This is a genomic window from Virgibacillus sp. M23, assembly GCF_034190895.1.
GTDB classification, from domain to species: domain Bacteria; phylum Bacillota; class Bacilli; order Bacillales; family Amphibacillaceae; genus Virgibacillus; species Virgibacillus salarius.
Genome location: NZ_JAWDHA010000004.1, coordinates 60,738 through 78,100, shown reverse-complemented (window position 1 = coordinate 78,100; position 17,363 = coordinate 60,738). Strand labels below are relative to the sequence as shown.

General features: G+C 36.2%; 19 protein-coding genes. 8 read left to right on the top strand and 11 right to left on the bottom strand.

Annotation, left to right across the window (positions count from 1 at the left end):
* Positions 1–148 precede the first annotated feature (148 nt).
* The gene (locus RVS70_RS02640; RefSeq protein WP_121604963.1) at positions 149–1,363 is read right to left on the bottom strand and encodes a DUF819 domain-containing protein; all 1,215 of its coding nucleotides are present in this window, start codon (positions 1,361–1,363) and stop codon (positions 149–151) included.
* A 208-nt stretch (positions 1,364–1,571) separates the two neighbouring features.
* On the opposite strand from RVS70_RS02640, the gene RVS70_RS02635 reads away from it, so the two are divergent.
* Complete coding sequence (locus tag RVS70_RS02635; protein ID WP_226983503.1) at positions 1,572–2,324, top strand: DUF899 domain-containing protein; 753 nt, start codon at positions 1,572–1,574, stop codon at positions 2,322–2,324.
* A 224-nt stretch (positions 2,325–2,548) separates the two neighbouring features.
* Here the strand turns inward: RVS70_RS02635 and RVS70_RS02630 are convergent, their stop codons facing one another.
* Positions 2,549–3,385 carry a metallophosphoesterase gene (locus RVS70_RS02630; protein WP_121604962.1) on the bottom strand — a complete coding sequence of 279 codons (837 nt, stop codon included), beginning with the start codon at positions 3,383–3,385 and terminating at the stop codon, positions 2,549–2,551.
* 498 nt (positions 3,386–3,883) lie between these two features.
* Here RVS70_RS02630 and RVS70_RS02625 point away from each other — a divergent pair, with 498 nt between their 5' ends.
* The 3 genes from RVS70_RS02625 to RVS70_RS02615 are packed head-to-tail and all read left to right on the top strand — an operon-like array spanning position 3,884 to position 5,135.
* Positions 3,884–4,423: a TetR/AcrR family transcriptional regulator gene (locus tag RVS70_RS02625; protein WP_121604961.1), complete on the top strand. Its 540-nt coding sequence runs from the start codon at positions 3,884–3,886 to the stop codon at positions 4,421–4,423.
* 15 nt (positions 4,424–4,438) lie between these two features.
* Entirely contained in the window at positions 4,439–4,762 is a 324-nt protein-coding gene (locus RVS70_RS02620; RefSeq protein ID WP_026682238.1) for a DMT family transporter, read from the top strand.
* A 22-nt stretch (positions 4,763–4,784) separates the two neighbouring features.
* Complete coding sequence (locus RVS70_RS02615) at positions 4,785–5,135, top strand: DMT family transporter (RefSeq protein WP_026682239.1); 351 nt, start codon at positions 4,785–4,787, stop codon at positions 5,133–5,135.
* Positions 5,136–5,176: 41 nt separating this feature from the next.
* On the opposite strand, the gene RVS70_RS02610 is transcribed toward RVS70_RS02615, so the two are convergent.
* The 8 genes from RVS70_RS02610 to RVS70_RS02575 all read right to left on the bottom strand — a co-directional run bounded on the left by RVS70_RS02610 (position 5,177) and on the right by RVS70_RS02575 (position 12,594).
* Positions 5,177–5,872, bottom strand: a complete 696-nt coding sequence (locus RVS70_RS02610; RefSeq protein WP_121604960.1) for an HAD family hydrolase — start codon at positions 5,870–5,872, stop codon at positions 5,177–5,179.
* Positions 5,869–6,339 carry a GNAT family N-acetyltransferase gene (locus tag RVS70_RS02605; RefSeq protein WP_321132476.1) on the bottom strand — a complete coding sequence of 157 codons (471 nt, stop codon included), beginning with the start codon at positions 6,337–6,339 and terminating at the stop codon, positions 5,869–5,871. The genes RVS70_RS02610 and RVS70_RS02605 overlap by 4 nt, the downstream gene beginning before the upstream one ends.
* A gap of 54 nt (positions 6,340–6,393) precedes the next feature.
* Positions 6,394–6,864 carry a GNAT family N-acetyltransferase gene (locus tag RVS70_RS02600; RefSeq protein ID WP_121604958.1) on the bottom strand — a complete coding sequence of 157 codons (471 nt, stop codon included), beginning with the start codon at positions 6,862–6,864 and terminating at the stop codon, positions 6,394–6,396.
* A gap of 646 nt (positions 6,865–7,510) precedes the next feature.
* Complete coding sequence (locus tag RVS70_RS02595; protein WP_026682243.1) at positions 7,511–7,897, bottom strand: ectoine synthase; 387 nt, start codon at positions 7,895–7,897, stop codon at positions 7,511–7,513.
* A 35-nt stretch (positions 7,898–7,932) separates the two neighbouring features.
* Positions 7,933–9,210, bottom strand: coding sequence for a diaminobutyrate--2-oxoglutarate transaminase (gene ectB, locus RVS70_RS02590; protein ID WP_371413951.1), 1,278 nt, complete (start codon positions 9,208–9,210; stop codon positions 7,933–7,935).
* 9 nt (positions 9,211–9,219) lie between these two features.
* The gene (gene ectA, locus RVS70_RS02585) at positions 9,220–9,699 is read right to left on the bottom strand and encodes a diaminobutyrate acetyltransferase (RefSeq protein WP_121604957.1); all 480 of its coding nucleotides are present in this window, start codon (positions 9,697–9,699) and stop codon (positions 9,220–9,222) included.
* A gap of 455 nt (positions 9,700–10,154) precedes the next feature.
* A complete protein-coding gene (locus RVS70_RS02580) occupies positions 10,155–11,420 on the bottom strand; it encodes a metal-dependent hydrolase family protein (RefSeq protein WP_121604956.1) in 1,266 nt (421 codons plus the stop codon).
* A gap of 13 nt (positions 11,421–11,433) precedes the next feature.
* Positions 11,434–12,594: a hypothetical protein gene (locus RVS70_RS02575; RefSeq protein WP_026682247.1), complete on the bottom strand. Its 1,161-nt coding sequence runs from the start codon at positions 12,592–12,594 to the stop codon at positions 11,434–11,436.
* A 597-nt stretch (positions 12,595–13,191) separates the two neighbouring features.
* On the opposite strand from RVS70_RS02575, the gene RVS70_RS02570 reads away from it, so the two are divergent.
* Entirely contained in the window at positions 13,192–13,611 is a 420-nt protein-coding gene (locus tag RVS70_RS02570) for an Hsp20/alpha crystallin family protein (protein ID WP_051388387.1), read from the top strand.
* 74 nt (positions 13,612–13,685) lie between these two features.
* On the opposite strand, the gene RVS70_RS02565 is transcribed toward RVS70_RS02570, so the two are convergent.
* Complete coding sequence (locus tag RVS70_RS02565; protein ID WP_321132475.1) at positions 13,686–14,651, bottom strand: bile acid:sodium symporter family protein; 966 nt, start codon at positions 14,649–14,651, stop codon at positions 13,686–13,688.
* Between the two features lie 329 nt (positions 14,652–14,980).
* Here RVS70_RS02565 and RVS70_RS02560 point away from each other — a divergent pair, with 329 nt between their 5' ends.
* From RVS70_RS02560 to RVS70_RS02550, 3 genes are read left to right on the top strand one after another with little or no spacing between them, the layout of a single operon-like run.
* Positions 14,981–15,232 (top strand): FeoA family protein, encoded by a 252-nt coding sequence (locus RVS70_RS02560; RefSeq protein WP_318279949.1) that lies wholly within the window; start codon positions 14,981–14,983, stop codon positions 15,230–15,232.
* Complete coding sequence (locus RVS70_RS02555) at positions 15,233–15,964, top strand: FeoB small GTPase domain-containing protein (RefSeq protein WP_205388452.1); 732 nt, start codon at positions 15,233–15,235, stop codon at positions 15,962–15,964.
* Positions 15,954–17,354: a nucleoside recognition domain-containing protein gene (locus tag RVS70_RS02550; protein ID WP_026682251.1), complete on the top strand. Its 1,401-nt coding sequence runs from the start codon at positions 15,954–15,956 to the stop codon at positions 17,352–17,354. The genes RVS70_RS02555 and RVS70_RS02550 overlap by 11 nt, the downstream gene beginning before the upstream one ends.
* Positions 17,355–17,363: the final 9 nt, after the last annotated feature.

The following is a 17,363-nucleotide window of genomic DNA, read 5'->3' as shown; positions in this document are numbered from 1 at the left end:
AAAATAAAATATGTAGGAAAACGAAACTACCTAATAATCTAGCCTTGACTATGCTACTTAGCAAACATGTGCCCTTTCATTTACAATATAAAAGGTTTTCCATACAATATTGATAACATAGGGCACTCTTTTATATACTAGTTCACTTTTATGGAAGAAGATAATAAACCATACTTCCTAAATAATTCCCAATCACATAACCTAATGTACCAACTAACATAATCGGAACAATTAATTTCGTCCAACCTTTAGCAATTGCAAAAGCAGCAGCGGTTGTAGGGCCACCAATATTAGCATTACTAGCAACTATCATTTCTTCAAGACTGAATTTAAACAGCTTGCCAACTGTAAATGTTACTAGCATGTTGAATAGAACCATAATAGCTAAAAACAACAATAATAAAGGTGCGTTACTAATAAGTAGTGGAAGTGATGCCGGGACTCCAATTACTACAAAGAAAATATAAATTAAATACGTACCTATTTCTTGAGCACCATGAATATTTTCAAAGAAACGATGGAAGACAGTGACGACAAAAACGGTAATACTCGTTAGCATTAAATAACCATCGCCGAATAAACCATTTAATACATTGTAAAAGAAACCAACACCTTCTCCTGATGGAATCCATTGGTCAATAACTTCAGCAAGTTTAAACGAGATTGCTACTAGTGCAAATGCTATACCAATAGCAAAAGCAATATCTTTTAATGAAACTTCTTTTCGTTTCCAATAGGTACGAACTCCATTCTCTTGAGAATCATTATTGTTTTGTTCCAATTCATCGAGGTAAGGTGTATGGAACCTGTTACGAATGAATGTTATTGCTGGCAGCATAATTAGAGTAAAAAAGTAAAGCGCCATAAGAATATTATCAGCCACTATAGCAGAAGAAGCCAATTCGCCTGGTACCTCAAGCTTAGCTGACAAAGCAGCAAAGTTCACGCCTCCACCTGTATAGGAACCTGTTTCTAATCCTGTAATCTTTGTAGCATTTGGAATCCATTGATGCATAGACATATAAGCAACAAAGCCCCCGATTACAGTACCTATTGAACTAATAAGAAACAGCAATAACATTCTGCCGCTTTCATTCCATATTTTCTTAAGATTTGCCTGGAATAATAACAGCGGAATAGCAAGTGGGACAACATATGACCAAACAGCATCGTAAGCAGGTGCTTGACTTGGAATCACATTTATATTTACGAGAACCATCGCACCAACAAGAGCGATAATAGCACCCGTCACCTTGGAGGCCCACTTATATTTTTGTTCTAAGCATATGCTTACAGCAGCCCAACCTGCCATAAAGGCCCATAACAACCATGTATCTTCTGAACTTATAATTGATGTAATCATGCCAACCCCCCTTTAATTGTTGATAGTTAATACCCCTAGTTCGTCTATCATAAAAATACTAATTATAATATAGAATTTTCTAATTATTGTCAAGAGGAAATAACTCCTTTTATGTAGATCATATAGCAATAAAAGAGAAACCCTTCCTTCTTCTATATGCTATTCTTTGCTTACCGAAAGAATATACTTGAGAAAGGAATGATTATTTATGTCAGAATCAATGAAGCATTGCTGTAGCAAAAATAATACAGCTGATAATGAACAGCTTCGCAAAACTCATGTAAATCAAGCGATGATTGTAACAAAAGAAGATTGGAATAAAGCACATCAGGCCTTTTTAAAGAAGGAAAAGGAACATACTCGAGAGCGCGATAAATTAAATGCAGAACGTCGTCACTTACCTATGGTAGAAATAACAAAAAACTATACATTTAACGGATTAAAGGAGCAATATAGCCTTCTTGATTTATTCGCCGGAAAAAAACAGCTTATTGTTTATCACTTCATGTTTGACCCCAGTTGGGTTGAAGGCTGCGATGGCTGTTCTATGATGGTAGATAACATTGGACACCAAGCTCATTTACGTGCACGTGACACGACGTTGGTCTTAATTTCTAGAGCTCCTATGGAAAAAATACATCCCTTTAAAAAGCGAATGGAATGGACCTTGCCATGGTACTCTTCCTTTAACAGTGACTTCAATTATGACTTTGGAGCAACTACGAAGCAAGGAGAAGAAACGCACGGATACAGCGTATTCTTACAAGATAACAACAAGGTTTATCATACGTATTCAACAGGAGCACGTGGTGTTGAATACTTAGGTAGTAATTGGAGCTATCTTGATATCACCCCGATGGGCAGGCAAGAGGATTGGGAAAACTCACCTACTTGGGTCAGGAAAACCCCAAGATATGAATGGTGGAAACATCATGACAAATACACAGACTCCTTGTCTTGACATAGATCAAGAGATTGAGATCAATAATTTTCAGTAAAATAAAGCAGAACAATAAGATACCGACCCTCAGAAGTTAGAGTAAAAAATCTAACTTCTGGGGATCGGTACCAACTTTTTGAATGTTAGTTGTGCTTTGGCTAATTCTAAATTAGTTGTTTGGTTTTAATAACCCCTATATAGCGAGACAACGAAGTATTTTCGCAACGCTGTACTTCCAACACTGGCTAAATGACTTCTTTGATCCGATTACCTATGCGCAAATGATGAATGGTGATTTCCGGACGACTTCCAACTCGAATATTAATTCCTGTTTGACCAAGCCCTTCACTAATATAAAAGGGACGACCTTCTAATTTATGAAGTCCTTTAACCATATTCAACTTGACCAGTTTCCCCATTTTCCGAAGGTGGTAAGGTTTTGGCCAATGAATTTGCCCGCCATGAAAATGACCTGAAAGCAGATAATCAAAATGATACTTGTCCATTTCTAAAACTACATTTGGATCATGTGTTAACACAAGATTACTTCCTTGTTGCAAACCTGCAAACGATTTAACTAGATTACTATGATTTGTACTAAAATTATCAATGCCAATAACATTAACAGCCTCACCATCTACTGTAATTACCGCATTTTCATTCTGAAGCGTTTTGAATCCATACTGATTCAGTATATCTTTTAATTGCTGAAAGTCTCTATCCTTTAACACATAATCATGATTACCAAAAACCGCATAAGCACCATACTTAGGATTTAATTTACTCAATTCCTCTAAATAAGGTATAAGCTTGGGAATACTTTTCTTACGATCTAAGAAATCTCCTGTTAACGCAATTAAATCTAGCGATTGAGAATCTAATTGTTGCATTATATTTTGTGGAGTTATCGATATATTTTCAATATGCAAGTCTGAGATATGCAATATTTTTAGTATTTTCCCTTTATTTGTTTCTATATCTTTTTCTATATCAATTTGATTAACAACCACAGAATGCGTATTTCTATAGCCTATATATATAAAATAACTCAATAATGCTATAATTCCAATACTTATATACATGTAGAAATCACCCCTGTACTCTATTATAAAGGGTGATCATCATTTGTTCACTTGTAATATATGGATATAATAGAGCATTCCTAGTAGGTTGTAATTTTCACCGTTGCACAAAAGCGCAAGCGCCCGATTAGAAACGTAGCGACTGGAGCAAGTCTACAGAGATAAAGGAATCACGGTGAGCTTGCGAGCCGATGATGACTTATCGTAGGGCAATTCGTAAAGTCATCTAGCTTCTGGGCGCTGGAGCTGGACGCGGCTCAAACGATATTTATTAACATTGGCAAATTTTATAATTTCCCTAGACTACAAAAAAACAATGATTTACCTACTTCATAACCCTTCTCTATTTTACAGTTCTCCTTCTACAATTCTCCTTACATGAAACAGTGATATTCGCTGCTCTTGTATACTCATTTGACAAAAAACCACCTAGTTGTTACAATTTTAAAAAAGCCGTCCGGTTGGTCTTTTTTATGTTGGTTGATTGGAGGAATGGTAATGAATACGAAAGCTGAGAAGAAACGAGAACATATATTAACATCTGGTACAGCGTTTATTCTTGAGAATGATTTTAATTCGTTAACCTTGGACGCTGTTGCTAATCATGCTGGAATTAGCAAAGGCGGTTTACTATATCATTTCCCAAATAAAGATGCTTTATTAAAAGGTTTATCTGATCATATATTTGAGCAATTTACCAACTCATTTAATAAACATGCAGAAAACGATCCTAATGAAAAAGGAAAGTGGACACGAGCCTTAATTGAAACATCTAAATGGGACTTGGATAATAACGCGAAACTAAATATTGGAATCATGGCAGCATCCATGCTAAATCCTGATATTTCAGAAGGACTTAGCAAGGGATATCGTTATATGCAAAATAAAGTTGAGCAAGACAATCTAGATCCCGTTACTGCTAGTATTATCCGACTTGCCATTGATGGTATTTATTATTCGGAAATGCTTGACATGGCTCCATTAGATGAGAATTTACGTGAGAAGGTCATTGAAAAATTAATTCAAATGACAACATAGGAGGTGCCCCTAATGATCAATCCATTTGTAATTTTAATCATTGCTGTTTTAGGTGAAGTGTTTGGAAATTCTATGTTGAAGCAGTCCAACGGATTCAAAAGGCTCCTCCCTTCCTTAGGAGTTATATTTGGAATGGGGATAGCGTTTTATGGACTATCGCTCACGCTTACTGCTATACCACTTAGTACTGCATATGCAGTATGGTCTGGTGCAGGGACTGCATTGACTGCACTCATTGGTGTTCTTGTTTATAAAGAAAAATTTAATTTTAAAAAAATAATCGGCTTAGTTTTTATTATTGGTGGCGTTATTTCTCTAAAATTATCGAGCGGAGTATAATAGTAGATTGGAGGTTTTTCTTATGAAAGGATATGTCATGTTAGCCATCTCAATTATAAGTGAAGTATGTGGTACAACAATGCTTAAAATATCCGATGGTTTTTCTAATCCTTTACCATCTTTTGGTGTCGTAGTTTCCTTTGCTTCAGCATTTTATTTCCTCTCTATTTGTTTAAAAACAGTAGCCCTAAGCTTGGCATATGCTATTTGGGCTGGAATTGGAACGGCATTGACTGCATTAATAGGAATACTAATTTGGAATGAACCATTTAGCTTCTTGACCGTGGTTGGATTGATTTTCATTATTGGAGGAGTTGTCTTACTCAATATGCCAAATAATCAAGAGGATAAAGTTTTGCATCCATCAAGCTAATGATTAGATAGATGGATATCCACATCATAAACGATATACAATTAGCACGAAAGCTCTTTACACATCCCGATATGAAATGATTCGTCTTCGATTATATCAAGTAATTCCATCATATCATCAATGATAAAATCCGCATTAGCACTTCCCCAATATGCATCTCTTTTCCAAATACTTATCATCCCCGACTTTTTAGCAGGATGGACATCATTTTGGGGATGATCACCTACAAATATACTTCTTGCTGCGGCAACTTGTAACCGATCTAAAGCGCTTCTAAAAATCTCTAAGTCTGGCTTTTTTATTCCCTCGTATTCAGATACCAAAACCTCATCCATAAACGGAAAGATCCCTGTTTTACGAATGACATCCATTTGGAACGGTCCTTGTCCATTTGTAATTATGCCAAGTTTTAATGATCGTTCTTGCAGTGCTTCCAGCAATTTTAAAACTTTAGGAAAAAGGATGCAGTTAGTTTTGAACTGAACCAAATAATCAGTTAATAACTGTTTAGGGGTTATGCCAGTCACATTAAATTCCTTAACCATTTGTTGATATACTTTGTCTTTCCACACATATCCCCTTTTATCCAATGTTATAAATCGATTGACATAGCATTTTTTAGGTATATGACTGAAATAAGGATAGAAGCGTTCATATTGATTCGTGGCAAACCGTTTTATAGAAGCTTCTCTATGAAGTAACGTTCCATCCAAATCAAAAATAACAGCTTCTATCATTTTCCCTTACTCCTCATCATTTTGATAAATTCATAATTAGATCCATTCGTATGCTGCGTAAAGGATTCCACAGTCTGAAATCCGGCTTTTTTATACACTTTTATAGCTCGCTGGTTAAAACTAGCCACCGATAACGTTAAACGCTGACAAATATACTTTTTCTCTGCAAACTGAATACCCGCTTGCAAAAAACTTATCCCTAAACCGAGCCCCGTTAATTCTGGCTTCATCCCAAGCCCAATTTCTACTTTATGATCCCCACAATGATAGGTAAAAAAACCTACTAATTCATTCTTTTCATCATGTACAATAAAATGAGAACCTTGACGTCGTTCAGGATTAAGGAATTCTTGTAAATCTTCTTGATCTTCTTCCATATTATAGAAGCGATACTCTCCATCGTAATACCACTCGTAAGCAATAATTTCAGCCTGTTCCTGCGTCATTGGTTTAAAAGAGTAATGCATATCGGATTCTCCAATCGTGTTGTATCTTTTTCTATAATTAAACTTGAAGTTAAATTATATTTGCTTCCTAAACAAAACTCGATCATGGTTTATCCCATCATATTGCGTGTGAATAGAGATACCATCTACAACGTTATCTCCCTCAACAATATCAAAACCCATATGGGTATGAAATGCTATTGAGTTTCTATTCTTTGGCGAAGTTACACAGCGTATTACTTCAACGTTAAACCGTTTCATAACCTGAAAAAACGTGTGGTATAATCGTTTTCCGATTTGCATATTTCGGTGATTTGGGTGTACACCAATAAAATGAATATAAGCCGTGTTTGTCTGGGATTGAGATACGAAGCCTATTAAGAAACCAATGATTTTTCCGTTTTCTTCAGCTATAAAGCTACTATTATTAAAGTGCTCAAAGAACAATTTTGGTACCATATCTGCCATCTGTCTCCCACCCCACCATTCATTTATGATAGGTGAAATACGATAGTAATCAGATCCTTCGATAGACCGAATATTCATTAAATCAACCCCCTTCTTTTATAACTAATTCCACATCCCACTTCATATTATTCTGAATTTTAATTATATCATACGTTCTGAAGCTTTTTTACTTCGTTTAAATTAATGGATTGTAAGTTCTACCTCTAGGCGAAGAAGTTTGTTCTGTGGTTCCAATTTTTGTTCCTATGTCATTTCTTTTTCAACTGTTTGTTTATTTCCTTTTTTCTTAGCCTTATCAGACATAGGTGGTCGTCCTTTCGGGTTTCCCAAGGACTCATTATCACCTTCACTAACAATTTTTTCCATGAACTAATTATTGGAGGTTGTAACCCCAAATTAAATGACTGTTTTCGTTTATGAAGAATCTGTTCTCTTCATAAAGCTTCATACATCCAGTGTAAATGGAACAAAATAAACTTGCTATTCCCGTTGCCTTATTAATCCTTCCCTCCCAAATTTCTTATACAATTCTTCAACCCACCGTTTACGTGGGAACTGCTTGTCAATCCATGCTTCTTAGCCAACATGTCATATCCTAAATAACCCTTTGATATACTCTTACTACTATTAACTTAAATGGATCACTATACTTAGCCATAAAGAAACACCCCAAAAGAAAGATTTCACTCTCACTTTTGGGGTGAAGTACATTTATTTCATTTAGTTATTCTGTTAATAGAGGATAATATCCTTCTTTTGTATGCGTCTCGCTACCAACTAATGGTGGGTTAAATACACATACCATACGCATTTGTGTACGGGCACGAAGTTCATGCTTATCATGTTCATCTAAAAGGTACATAGTTCCTGGTTTTAATTGATATACTTCACCAGTTTCTAATTTTTCAATCTCACCTTCTCCTTCGATACAATAGACAAGTTCAATATGGTTTTTGTACCAGAAGAAGTTGTTGGTACCCGCTTTAATAATGGTATCATTCATGCTAAAACCTACACCATCTTTTTTATAAATAAATCGACGGCTTGACCAATTTTCCCCAGATGTTTCATCTTCTGTTCCAATAATATCTTCAAGTGATTTTACGATCATGAATAATCTCCTCTTTTCTATCTTATATAAAATGTTTACTTCAATACTTGTTTAATTGCTTCTTCAAGAATATCAAAACCATTATTTATCCCCTCTTCTTCAATTATTAAAGGAGGAAGGAATTTTACAACCTCATCATTTGGTCCAGATGTCTCAACAATTAATCCGCGATTAAATGCCTCCGCACAAATCTTATTGGCAAGATCTGCTTCTTGTATCACAATACCTTGCATAAACCCACGACCTCGTGCCTCACCTTGTAACGTGGAGAATTTATTAATAATAGATTCTATACGTTCACGAATAAGGTTAGCCTTTTGCTGAATAGAGTTGCTAAAGGCAGCTGTTTCCCAATTTGTTAAAGCTTCCGTAGCTGCAATAAACGCTAAATTATTCCCACGGAATGTCCCGTTATGCTCACCTGGTCCCCACTGATCAAATTCTGGTTTAATTAATGTAATAGCCATAGGTAGACCAATACCCCCTATTGATTTAGAGAGACAAATAATATCAGGTTTAATTCCTGCAGGTTCAAAACTAAAGAATGTACCAGTCCTACCACATCCAGCTTGAACATCATCAATAATCAACAGAATATCCCAACGCTTACAGATAGATTCGACTTTCTTTAGCCATTCCATGCTAGCCGCATTGATTCCGCCTTCTCCTTGTACAGTTTCCAAGATAATTGCTGCCGGTAATGCTACACCGCTTCCACTATCCTCAAGGAACCGCTCTAAGTAAGCAATTGAGTCCTGATCCTCCACATATTCGTCAAATGGCATAGAAACACTATGGTGAAGAGGTATTCCTGCACCATGACGTTTAAATGAGTTACCAGTCACGGATAATGAACCTATTGTCATTCCATGAAATGCATTTGTAAAACTAATAACCGTGTCGCGCCCCGTTACCTTTCTAGCTATTTTCAAGGCGCTTTCTACAGTATTCGTTCCAGTTGGTCCCGGAAACATTATTTTATAGTCTAGTTGACGAGGTTTAAGTATAACGTCGTTGAACTGATCTAGAAAGTTCTTTCTAGGAGTTGTGCCCATATCCAAACTATGAATGATTCCGTCATTTTGAATATATTCAATCAGCTTTTGCTGCATAACATCATTGTTATGACCATAATTTAATGCACCAGCACCAGCAAAAAAGTCAATATACTCTTTTCCATCTATATCCCATAGTTTATATCCTTTAGCCTTTGTAAAAATTGTTGGCCAGCCTCTGCTATAGCTTCTAACCGATGATTCCAATTCTTCAAAGGTTTTCATTTTTTCATTATTTAATACTGCTGTAGTCACCAAATCATCCTTTTATTCATTATTTCCCTTTTGAAAAGGGCCAATCTTATACAGTTGCTCATCTTCATGTCCTGTTCGTGGAAAATCAATTGATAAATAATAATTTCCAACCACACATTCTGTGTCTAGCTTTTTTGCTAAACCTAAAAATAAATACTGAGAAGGTAAATTGGATGGTGATACCGTTGCTTCAATAAATCGAATCTCTGATAATTGTTCCCGCTCTAACAACTTCATCAACATTTTCGTTCCTAACCCTTTACCCCGTTGAGTTTCTCGAACAGCAACCTGCCAGATGAATAATGTATTCGGTTTATTCGGATGAATAAACCCAGAAATGAATCCGACCGTTTCCCCTTCACTTTTCACAACAATGGATGATTCTGAGAACATATCACACCATAGGATATAGCTATAAGAAGAGTTAAGGTCAAGGTTACCAATTTCATGGATTAGTTCCCACACAGCTGCCCCATCATCTTTTGTAGGCATACGAAACTCAAGTTCCTGATCAATTTCACGTGTTTTTGTAATCGTGCTAATGGTTCTTTGGATGCTTCCACCTCCCAGACTTTGGTAAATAATCTACTATATAAGCTTATAAATAATTAGGGGGAAGCGTCAAAAGCCTTTAAACCTTATATAGCTTGATTAAACTTGCTGAGTTACGGTGACAGTTAAATAAAGGGCAATCCTTTAAGAATAGCGCCCAAAAATTCTAAAAAATACGATGGTTATACCAATTCAATTAGTTGCAATTCCAAAAAAACTTCAAATTCGCCAAAAAGCGTCGAAAATATAGGAATGAGCCCATTTAGCAGATATATCATTAAGAATCCTCGACCATATTGGTATGTTACAAGCATTCAATTATTTCTGTTTTTTAACAATAAATAAAAGAAGTACCATAACCCTATTTATTAAGGGAATAGCACTTCTATTAAATACTAATTCGACGCTATCTTTTCTTTTATTAGCATATTTTTCTCTATCTCCCCATTTTTAATAACAACTTGTACAGTTTCATTCGTTGCAAGTGAGTAAATATCCTCCAATGGATTCCCCTTTACAACAATAACATCTGCTAACTTTCCTGTTTCAATTGTTCCTACTTTTTCTTCCCATCCTAAACATTCAGCAGCCGTTTTCGTCGAAGCAACAATAGCTTCCATAGGGCTCATTCCAACGTCTACCATAAGCCCTAATTCTCGAAGATTCGTCCCATGCTTCATTACGCCAGCATCCGTACCCATTGCTATTTTCACACCAGCTTGATGTGCTTTAGCAATACTTGCTTTATGCTGTTCAATTACCTCTTTCGATTTTTGCACGGCTGTATCAGGCATGCCTGTTTCCTTTGCTGTTTCCAGAACGGCAACTGGCGCAAGCAAGGTTGGTACTAAAAACGTACCATTTTCAAGCATCATTTCAATGGCTTCATCATCTAAAAATATTCCATGCTCAATGGAATGAATTCCTGCTTTAACAGCATTTTTAATCCCTTCAGCACCTTGTGCATGTGCCATAACTTTTACGTTTTTCCGAAAACGTCCTTCCTCTACGATCGCTTTAAGTTCATTTAATGAGAATTGAGTAAATTCTGGGTGATCTGTGGCACTCAATACTCCACCAGTTGCATGAACTTTAATAACTTCAGCTCCTGCACGTAGCATTTCTCTTGTCTTTTTACGAACCTCTTCCACCCCATCACACTTTCCACTTGGCATTCCAGGATAATTAGAAGGTAAAAGATCAACTACATTTCCGGAAACTGTATAACCATCTCCATGTCCACCAGTAATTGTTAAGGCGTTAATACTTAATTGTAATCTTGGTCCAGAAATAAGCCCTTCTTCAATGGCCTTTTTCACTCCTAGATCAGTCCCCAATGCGTCCCGAACTGAAGTAATACCTGCATGTAACGTAGTCTTTAAATACTTAGCTGCTTGATAATACATAAATGAGAATGGTGTTGCAAGCCTATCAGCAATTGGCGAAAATTCCATCATCATATGCACATGAGAATCAATTAATCCAGGTAAAATAGTGCCTCCTTGAGCATCTATTACAGCTTCTTCTCCGGATTTCGCATACCCTTCTTGTTTACCTACATAGGTGATTTTCTGATCTTCAATAACCACAATTGAATTTTTTAATGGTTCTTTTCCTGTACCGTCAATTACAGAGCCATTTTCAATAATTATTTTACTCATTTAATCTTCCTCCTTATAGTGTTTGAACCAAAAACCCAGCAATAACAACAGATGCAACAGTAACAGTAGTGAATCCGCCAATAAGCATTGGAGCTAGTAATTCATTAAAGATAATTTTCTCTTCTTCTTCATTTCGTGCAGCACTTCGACTAACTTCTTCACATAGGAGATAGTCACCTGGAAAGCCAAACAATGCAGTTAATGCTACTGGCATTCCTTTTAATGGATCCCATTTGACTAGCTTAGAAACAATAAACCCACCCAGCGCAATACCAAATGTTCCCAAAATTAGAATTAATAGAATGCTTGGTAAATTGGCTAGTACTTCTTGTGGTGTTACATCTGCCATTGTACCAATTACTACAAAGACAATCGCAATCATCGTAATGGTGAATGAATTTGCTTTTTCTAATGTCTTCGTTTCAAAAATCCCAATTTTAAGTCCTGCAATTCCAATCGCCAAACACCATAATGTAGCATGAATAGGAGTTACTTCACCTAACGTAGTACCAATAGCTGCACCGATAAATATATAAAATAACTTAAGAACCGCACTTTCTCTTAGTGGACTAGCTTTTGTTTTCTCTTTGGTTGCAGCAACTTCATTTGCCATAGGCACAAAGGTTCCATTATCCAGTTGGTTTTGTATTTTCACTGCATACTTGCGCATGAAATTTAGTGCAAGAGGCATCCCGAACAAACCTTGAAAAGCTACGATTAAAGCAGGAATAACAACTAAGCTTGATCTTCCAATCGATGCAAGTTCTTCAGAAGTAATGAGGAGAGCAATAATTCCACCGCTTAGAGGTCCAACTCCAGCAACAGCCGTGCCATAATCAAACATGAGCGAAACAATAACAAGAATAATAATTCCTGATACAATAACTCCACCAAGTGCAATCAATACAGCTTTTACTTGGCTTCTTAACAAAGATAGTGGGATCATCGTCCCCATATGCAAAATAGCTGGTCCTACTAAAATAGCTCCTAAAGCAGCAAATTGTGATTTTTCTAAAATGTCTTCAGGAAATATTCCTGTCCAGACACAAACTAGGAATCCAACCATGGCTGTTAGGAGCATGGGAATCCGAGCTCTAGAAATAATGGAGAGCCATTCTCCTAGGGCAATTAACGCAAAAATAAGTGCAGTAGCAATAAGTGGATTACTTAACAAGAGAACCCCTCCTCAAAATGAATTTTTATTACTATATCACCAGCTTAAATTTTTGTCTATACTGTTTTTTCAGACAATTTATTGCAGTTTTAATAGTATAAGTTAATTAATTTTTTCGAATTAACTAGCCCAATTATTGATTTATCAGCAAAGAAAACGGTTCCTTTATTATCGATACATGATTTCAATTCCCGCTCATATACGACGAATTTCGACAAAATTTTTTTGATTTTCAAGGAATATAGAAATTTATGTGGCGTTTATATCTAAAAACGCTCTACTTAAAAGACGGACAACGTACTCTTTATCTTCAGATGCGTAGATAAACTATTACGGAAGAAAAGGTTTCGGACGGAAAACATAAAACCCTCTGTACATTAGCATAAGGCTGCTAACAAGCCAGCAGAGGAAAAGCAAAGTATCTTTCAGGAGCAGCTTCGTTGCACGAACCGTTATTTCTAGTTGGTTATCATTCTTTGTTTTTAAAATTTTTATCCTATCTTATTAATAGCGCTTCTAATTACACTTGCGCCCACTACTATTATTCCATTAAAGCATAGGTTATTAGTGTAGATTTAAGCAAAGAGGTGATTATTTGTGGATAATAACGATAATCGTTTAAAGCGAGTTGAACGGAATCCCTTTCATGGCTTAATGGAACAAATGGATGCATTCTTTAATGAATCTGCAAAGAATTTCAATTCATTGGTAAAACGCCCTTTAAACGTCCATACCTATGAAACAAAGTCAAATGTAATTGTTGAAGCAGAATTACCTGGATATAAACGTGACCAAATCCAATTAGAGATTATCGGAAATCAATTACGTATTGCAGTGGAAGAATTTTCATCCAATGAGCAGGAAAGAAGCTACCGCGGCCAACGTGCGGAACGAACAATTACGATTCCATTCACCATATCGGAAAAAGAAACAAAGGCTGACTTAAACAATGGAATATTACAAATAACCATTCCTAAGAAGAATTCAAGTAGACGATTCATTGATATTAATGACTGACAGAAAAAACACCATTTTAACATAACATTTTGTTAAGATGGTGTTTTGAATGTAAGGACATTCTCCTTTCATATTTATGCTAATTTTTCTTCATTATCTTGTGGTGGATCAATATTTTCACTTTGCTTTGCCCAAATGGTTGCTAGAATAGGTCCCGAAATATTATGCCAAACACTAAACAAGGCACTCGGAACCGCCGCGATCGGTGAAAAATAAGCAAGTGCCAATGTTGAACCAAGTCCAGAATTTTGCATACCCACTTCAATTGCCACCGCCTTTTGATCTTTGATATCAAGTTTTACAACTTTTGCTAGCAGAAATCCAAGTAGTAATCCTAATCCATTATGCAAAATTACAACTGAAAAGACAGTAAATGCTGATGAAGTAATATTTTCTGTATTCACAGATACAACAGCACCTGCAACTGCAACAATGCCAATAACTGAAACGAGCGGTAAAACTTTTATGCTTTGTTCAACTCGTCTTCGAAATACCATACGAATAACAATGCCTAGAATAATTGGTATTAAAACGATCTTTACAATGGTCAAAAACATACTACCAGCCGAAATCGGCAGCCATTCACTTGCCAATAGCCAAGTCATTGTTGGAGTTAAAACTGGGGCAAGCACTGTAGATACTGCTGTTACGGAAACAGATAGTGCGGTGTTACCTTTTGCTAGAAACGTCATAACATTGGATGCTGTGCCACCTGGGCAGCAACCAACTAAAATAACACCGACTGCTACTTCTGATGGAAGTTGAAAAAGGATGGCCAAGCCATAAGCCAATAAAGGCATGATGGTATATTGTGCTAATACTGCAAGCATGACACTTTTTGGTGCTTGAACGAAACCTTTAAAATCAGCCGTGGAAAGTGTTAACCCCATACCAAACATGATGATTCCTAGAAGTAGCGGAATGAATGAAACTATCCAAGAAAAACCACTTGGAAATATAAAACTTAGAGTCCCAAATAGAATAACCCAGATGGCAAATGTGTTGCCTGCAACTGTACTAATTTTTTCTAATAGCTTCAAGTGGACTCCCCCCTTATTTAAATAATATTTCAATATAATAACAAAAATCTGATAATAAAGTCTAGTACTAATTTGCCCTTTTAAGACCTATTAAACATATTGCTGAAGTGACAAAAACAGGAGTATAGTACCAAAGCTAATTAGCCAAGCAGAAATATGTTTTTCAAGATCCATTGTTGTACACGGTAAAAATTTTGGTTTATAATCATAATATATTCAATGAAGAAAAACAGGCACATTCTAAGTTAACGTACATATTTATACCTATATGTACTCATAAGTTGCCCTAATCCAACTGTTTATACAACGACCAAAAGGAGATGACAAAATTGATAGAGGGTAAGCCAATTTACCAATATCAAGTTGGAGATCAACTACAGATTACATCTATTAAACTAAAAAATGTAATGCGAAGAAGACTACTAGATTTAGGTTTTGTACCTGGAGTGACTATAGAAGTAGTACAAAAAAGTCCATTAGGTGACCCTGTAGCGTTTAAAGTGTTTCATACAACAATCGCTTTGCGTAAAGAAGAAAGCTCACTTATTTATGCAAAAAAAATGAATCGCGAGGTGATATAAATGAGTCACACGATTGCCTTAGCAGGTAACCCGAATACCGGAAAAAGTACATTGTTCAATTTATTAACTGGATTGAAACAGCACACTGGAAATTGGCCAGGTAAAACAGTCGTACGTGCGGAAGGAGAACTTAAAACGGATAATCATATCTATCAGGTTATTGATTTACCTGGAACCTATTCCCTTTATTCCAACTCTGCGGATGAAGAAGTCGCAAGAGATTTTATTATTTTTGAAAAGCCAGATATAACCTTAGTTGTCGTAGATGCAACTTCATTAGACCGAAATCTAAATTTAGCATTACAAGTTTTTGAAATGACCAGCAATGCTATTCTTTGCATCAATTTAATTGATGAAGCAAGAAGAAAAGGAATACACATAGATAAGGAAGAGCTATCTCGCCAATTGGGAATTCCGGTTATTTTAATATCAGCCCGAGAAAAAATTGGTATTATTCAATTACTTAAAACGATCGACCAAATGATTGATGGCAAAATACAGACACATCCGTTTCAAGTTCAGTACGCAGACGAGGTGGAACAAAAAATACATGAATTACAGCCTAAAATACAAGCTATTTTTGGTGACTCATTACCTTCCAGATGGCTATCCCTTCGATTATTGGATGGAGATAAGCAACTGCTTGAGGCACTAAAAGCTTATATTCGAGACCCTAACTTCGTCCATTCTCAGCAACAATTAGTAAAGGGGGATTGTTGTCATGGAGCATAATGTTGAACAGAAGCTACACCAGTTAGATAATCTCTTTAATGAACAAGAAAATATGCAATCAGATGACTTACGAGATCACATTGTTTCACGTATATATACATCTTCTCAGGATCTAACTAACAAATCAGTAGCATATTCGAATAAAAAAGTCTCATGGTTAGATGAAAATTTAGACAAAATTCTCACGTCAAAGGCTTTCGGATTTCCGATTATGCTACTTATGCTTGGTGTTGTAATTTATTTAACTATAGCTGGTGCAAATTATCCTGGTGTCGTCATTGCGGAAGCCTTTGCCACTGTGGAAGATTGGTTAACGGCATTATTTCAGTGGTTGCAAGCACCAGACTGGCTATACGGTATCCTAATAGAGGGATTTTATCGTGGAACATCATGGGTGGTTAGTGTAATGCTCCCACCAATGGCAATCTTCTTTCCAATGTTTGCCCTATTGGAGAACTTTGGTTATTTACCAAGGGTTGCCTTCAATTTAGATCGCTTTTTTAAAAAATCAGGTGCACATGGCAAACAATCGTTAACGATGGCTATGGGGTTTGGCTGTAACGCAGCTGCAGTAATGTCTTCACGTATTGTTGAATCTCCAAGAGAGCGAATGCTGGCCATTTTAACAAATAATTTTGTTCCATGTAATGGGCGCTGGCCATTATTAATATTGCTCGCAGGTTTATTCATGGCTGCAGGCTTTTCTGGGGGAATGAATACATTCATATCAGCTGCTGTCGTTGTAGGAATTGTATTATTCGGTGTAATCATGACACTATTTGTATCATGGGCTCTTTCAAAAACATTACTAAGGGGCGTCCCCTCCCACTATACATTGGAGCTGCCTCCATACCGTAAACCCAAAATATGGAACACGATTGTCCGAGCTACTTTAGATAAATCTTGGTTTGTTTTAAAACGGGCTGTTATTGTTGCGGCACCAGCTTCAGTTATTACGTGGATTTTAGCAAATATATTTATTGGTGATTTAAGTATACTTGAGCATGTTGCTGGCTTTTTCGATCCATTCGCACAAGCCATTGGTTTAGATGGATTTATTTTAATGGCTTTTATACTCGGATTTCCTGCAAATGAAATTGTCCTACCAATTTTATTGATGGGATACCTTTCAACAGGTTCTATGATTGAAGTAGATAATCTTAATGATCTAAAGCAAATTTTCCTTGATCATGGATGGACTTGGTTAACCGCATTAAACATGATGCTATTTTCCCTTTTACATTATCCTTGTGGTACAACAATGTTAAATATATGGAAAGAAACTAAAAGTCCTAAATGGACATTTGCTGCTTTTGCGCTGCCAACCGCAATTGCTATTACAGTAACGTTTACAATTGCACAAATCGTTAGAGGTTTAGGGCTTGTATAAGCTTAACCT

Bases quoted from the DNA above. Each gene is read 5' to 3' on its own strand.
- RVS70_RS02635 (WP_226983503.1), top strand. From the start codon at position 1,572: ATGTCAGAATCAATGAAGCATTGCTGTAGCAAAAATAATACAGCTGAT.
- RVS70_RS02600 (WP_121604958.1), bottom strand. From the start codon at position 6,864: ATGAATATTCGGTCTATCGAAGGATCTGATTACTATCGTATTTCACCT.
- RVS70_RS02625 (WP_121604961.1), top strand. From the start codon at position 3,884: ATGAATACGAAAGCTGAGAAGAAACGAGAACATATATTAACATCTGGT.
- RVS70_RS02630 (WP_121604962.1), bottom strand. From the start codon at position 3,385: ATGTATATAAGTATTGGAATTATAGCATTATTGAGTTATTTTATATAT.
- RVS70_RS02555 (WP_205388452.1), top strand. From the start codon at position 15,233: ATGAGTCACACGATTGCCTTAGCAGGTAACCCGAATACCGGAAAAAGT.
- RVS70_RS02580 (WP_121604956.1), bottom strand. From the start codon at position 11,420: ATGAGTAAAATAATTATTGAAAATGGCTCTGTAATTGACGGTACAGGA.
- ectA (WP_121604957.1), bottom strand. From the start codon at position 9,699: ATGCCTACAAAAGATGATGGGGCAGCTGTGTGGGAACTAATCCATGAA.
- RVS70_RS02610 (WP_121604960.1), bottom strand. From the start codon at position 5,872: ATGATAGAAGCTGTTATTTTTGATTTGGATGGAACGTTACTTCATAGA.
- RVS70_RS02605 (WP_321132476.1), bottom strand. From the start codon at position 6,339: ATGCATTACTCTTTTAAACCAATGACGCAGGAACAGGCTGAAATTATT.
- RVS70_RS02615 (WP_026682239.1), top strand. From the start codon at position 4,785: ATGAAAGGATATGTCATGTTAGCCATCTCAATTATAAGTGAAGTATGT.
- RVS70_RS02550 (WP_026682251.1), top strand. From the start codon at position 15,954: ATGGAGCATAATGTTGAACAGAAGCTACACCAGTTAGATAATCTCTTT.
- RVS70_RS02640 (WP_121604963.1), bottom strand. From the start codon at position 1,363: ATGATTACATCAATTATAAGTTCAGAAGATACATGGTTGTTATGGGCC.
- RVS70_RS02595 (WP_026682243.1), bottom strand. From the start codon at position 7,897: ATGATCGTAAAATCACTTGAAGATATTATTGGAACAGAAGATGAAACA.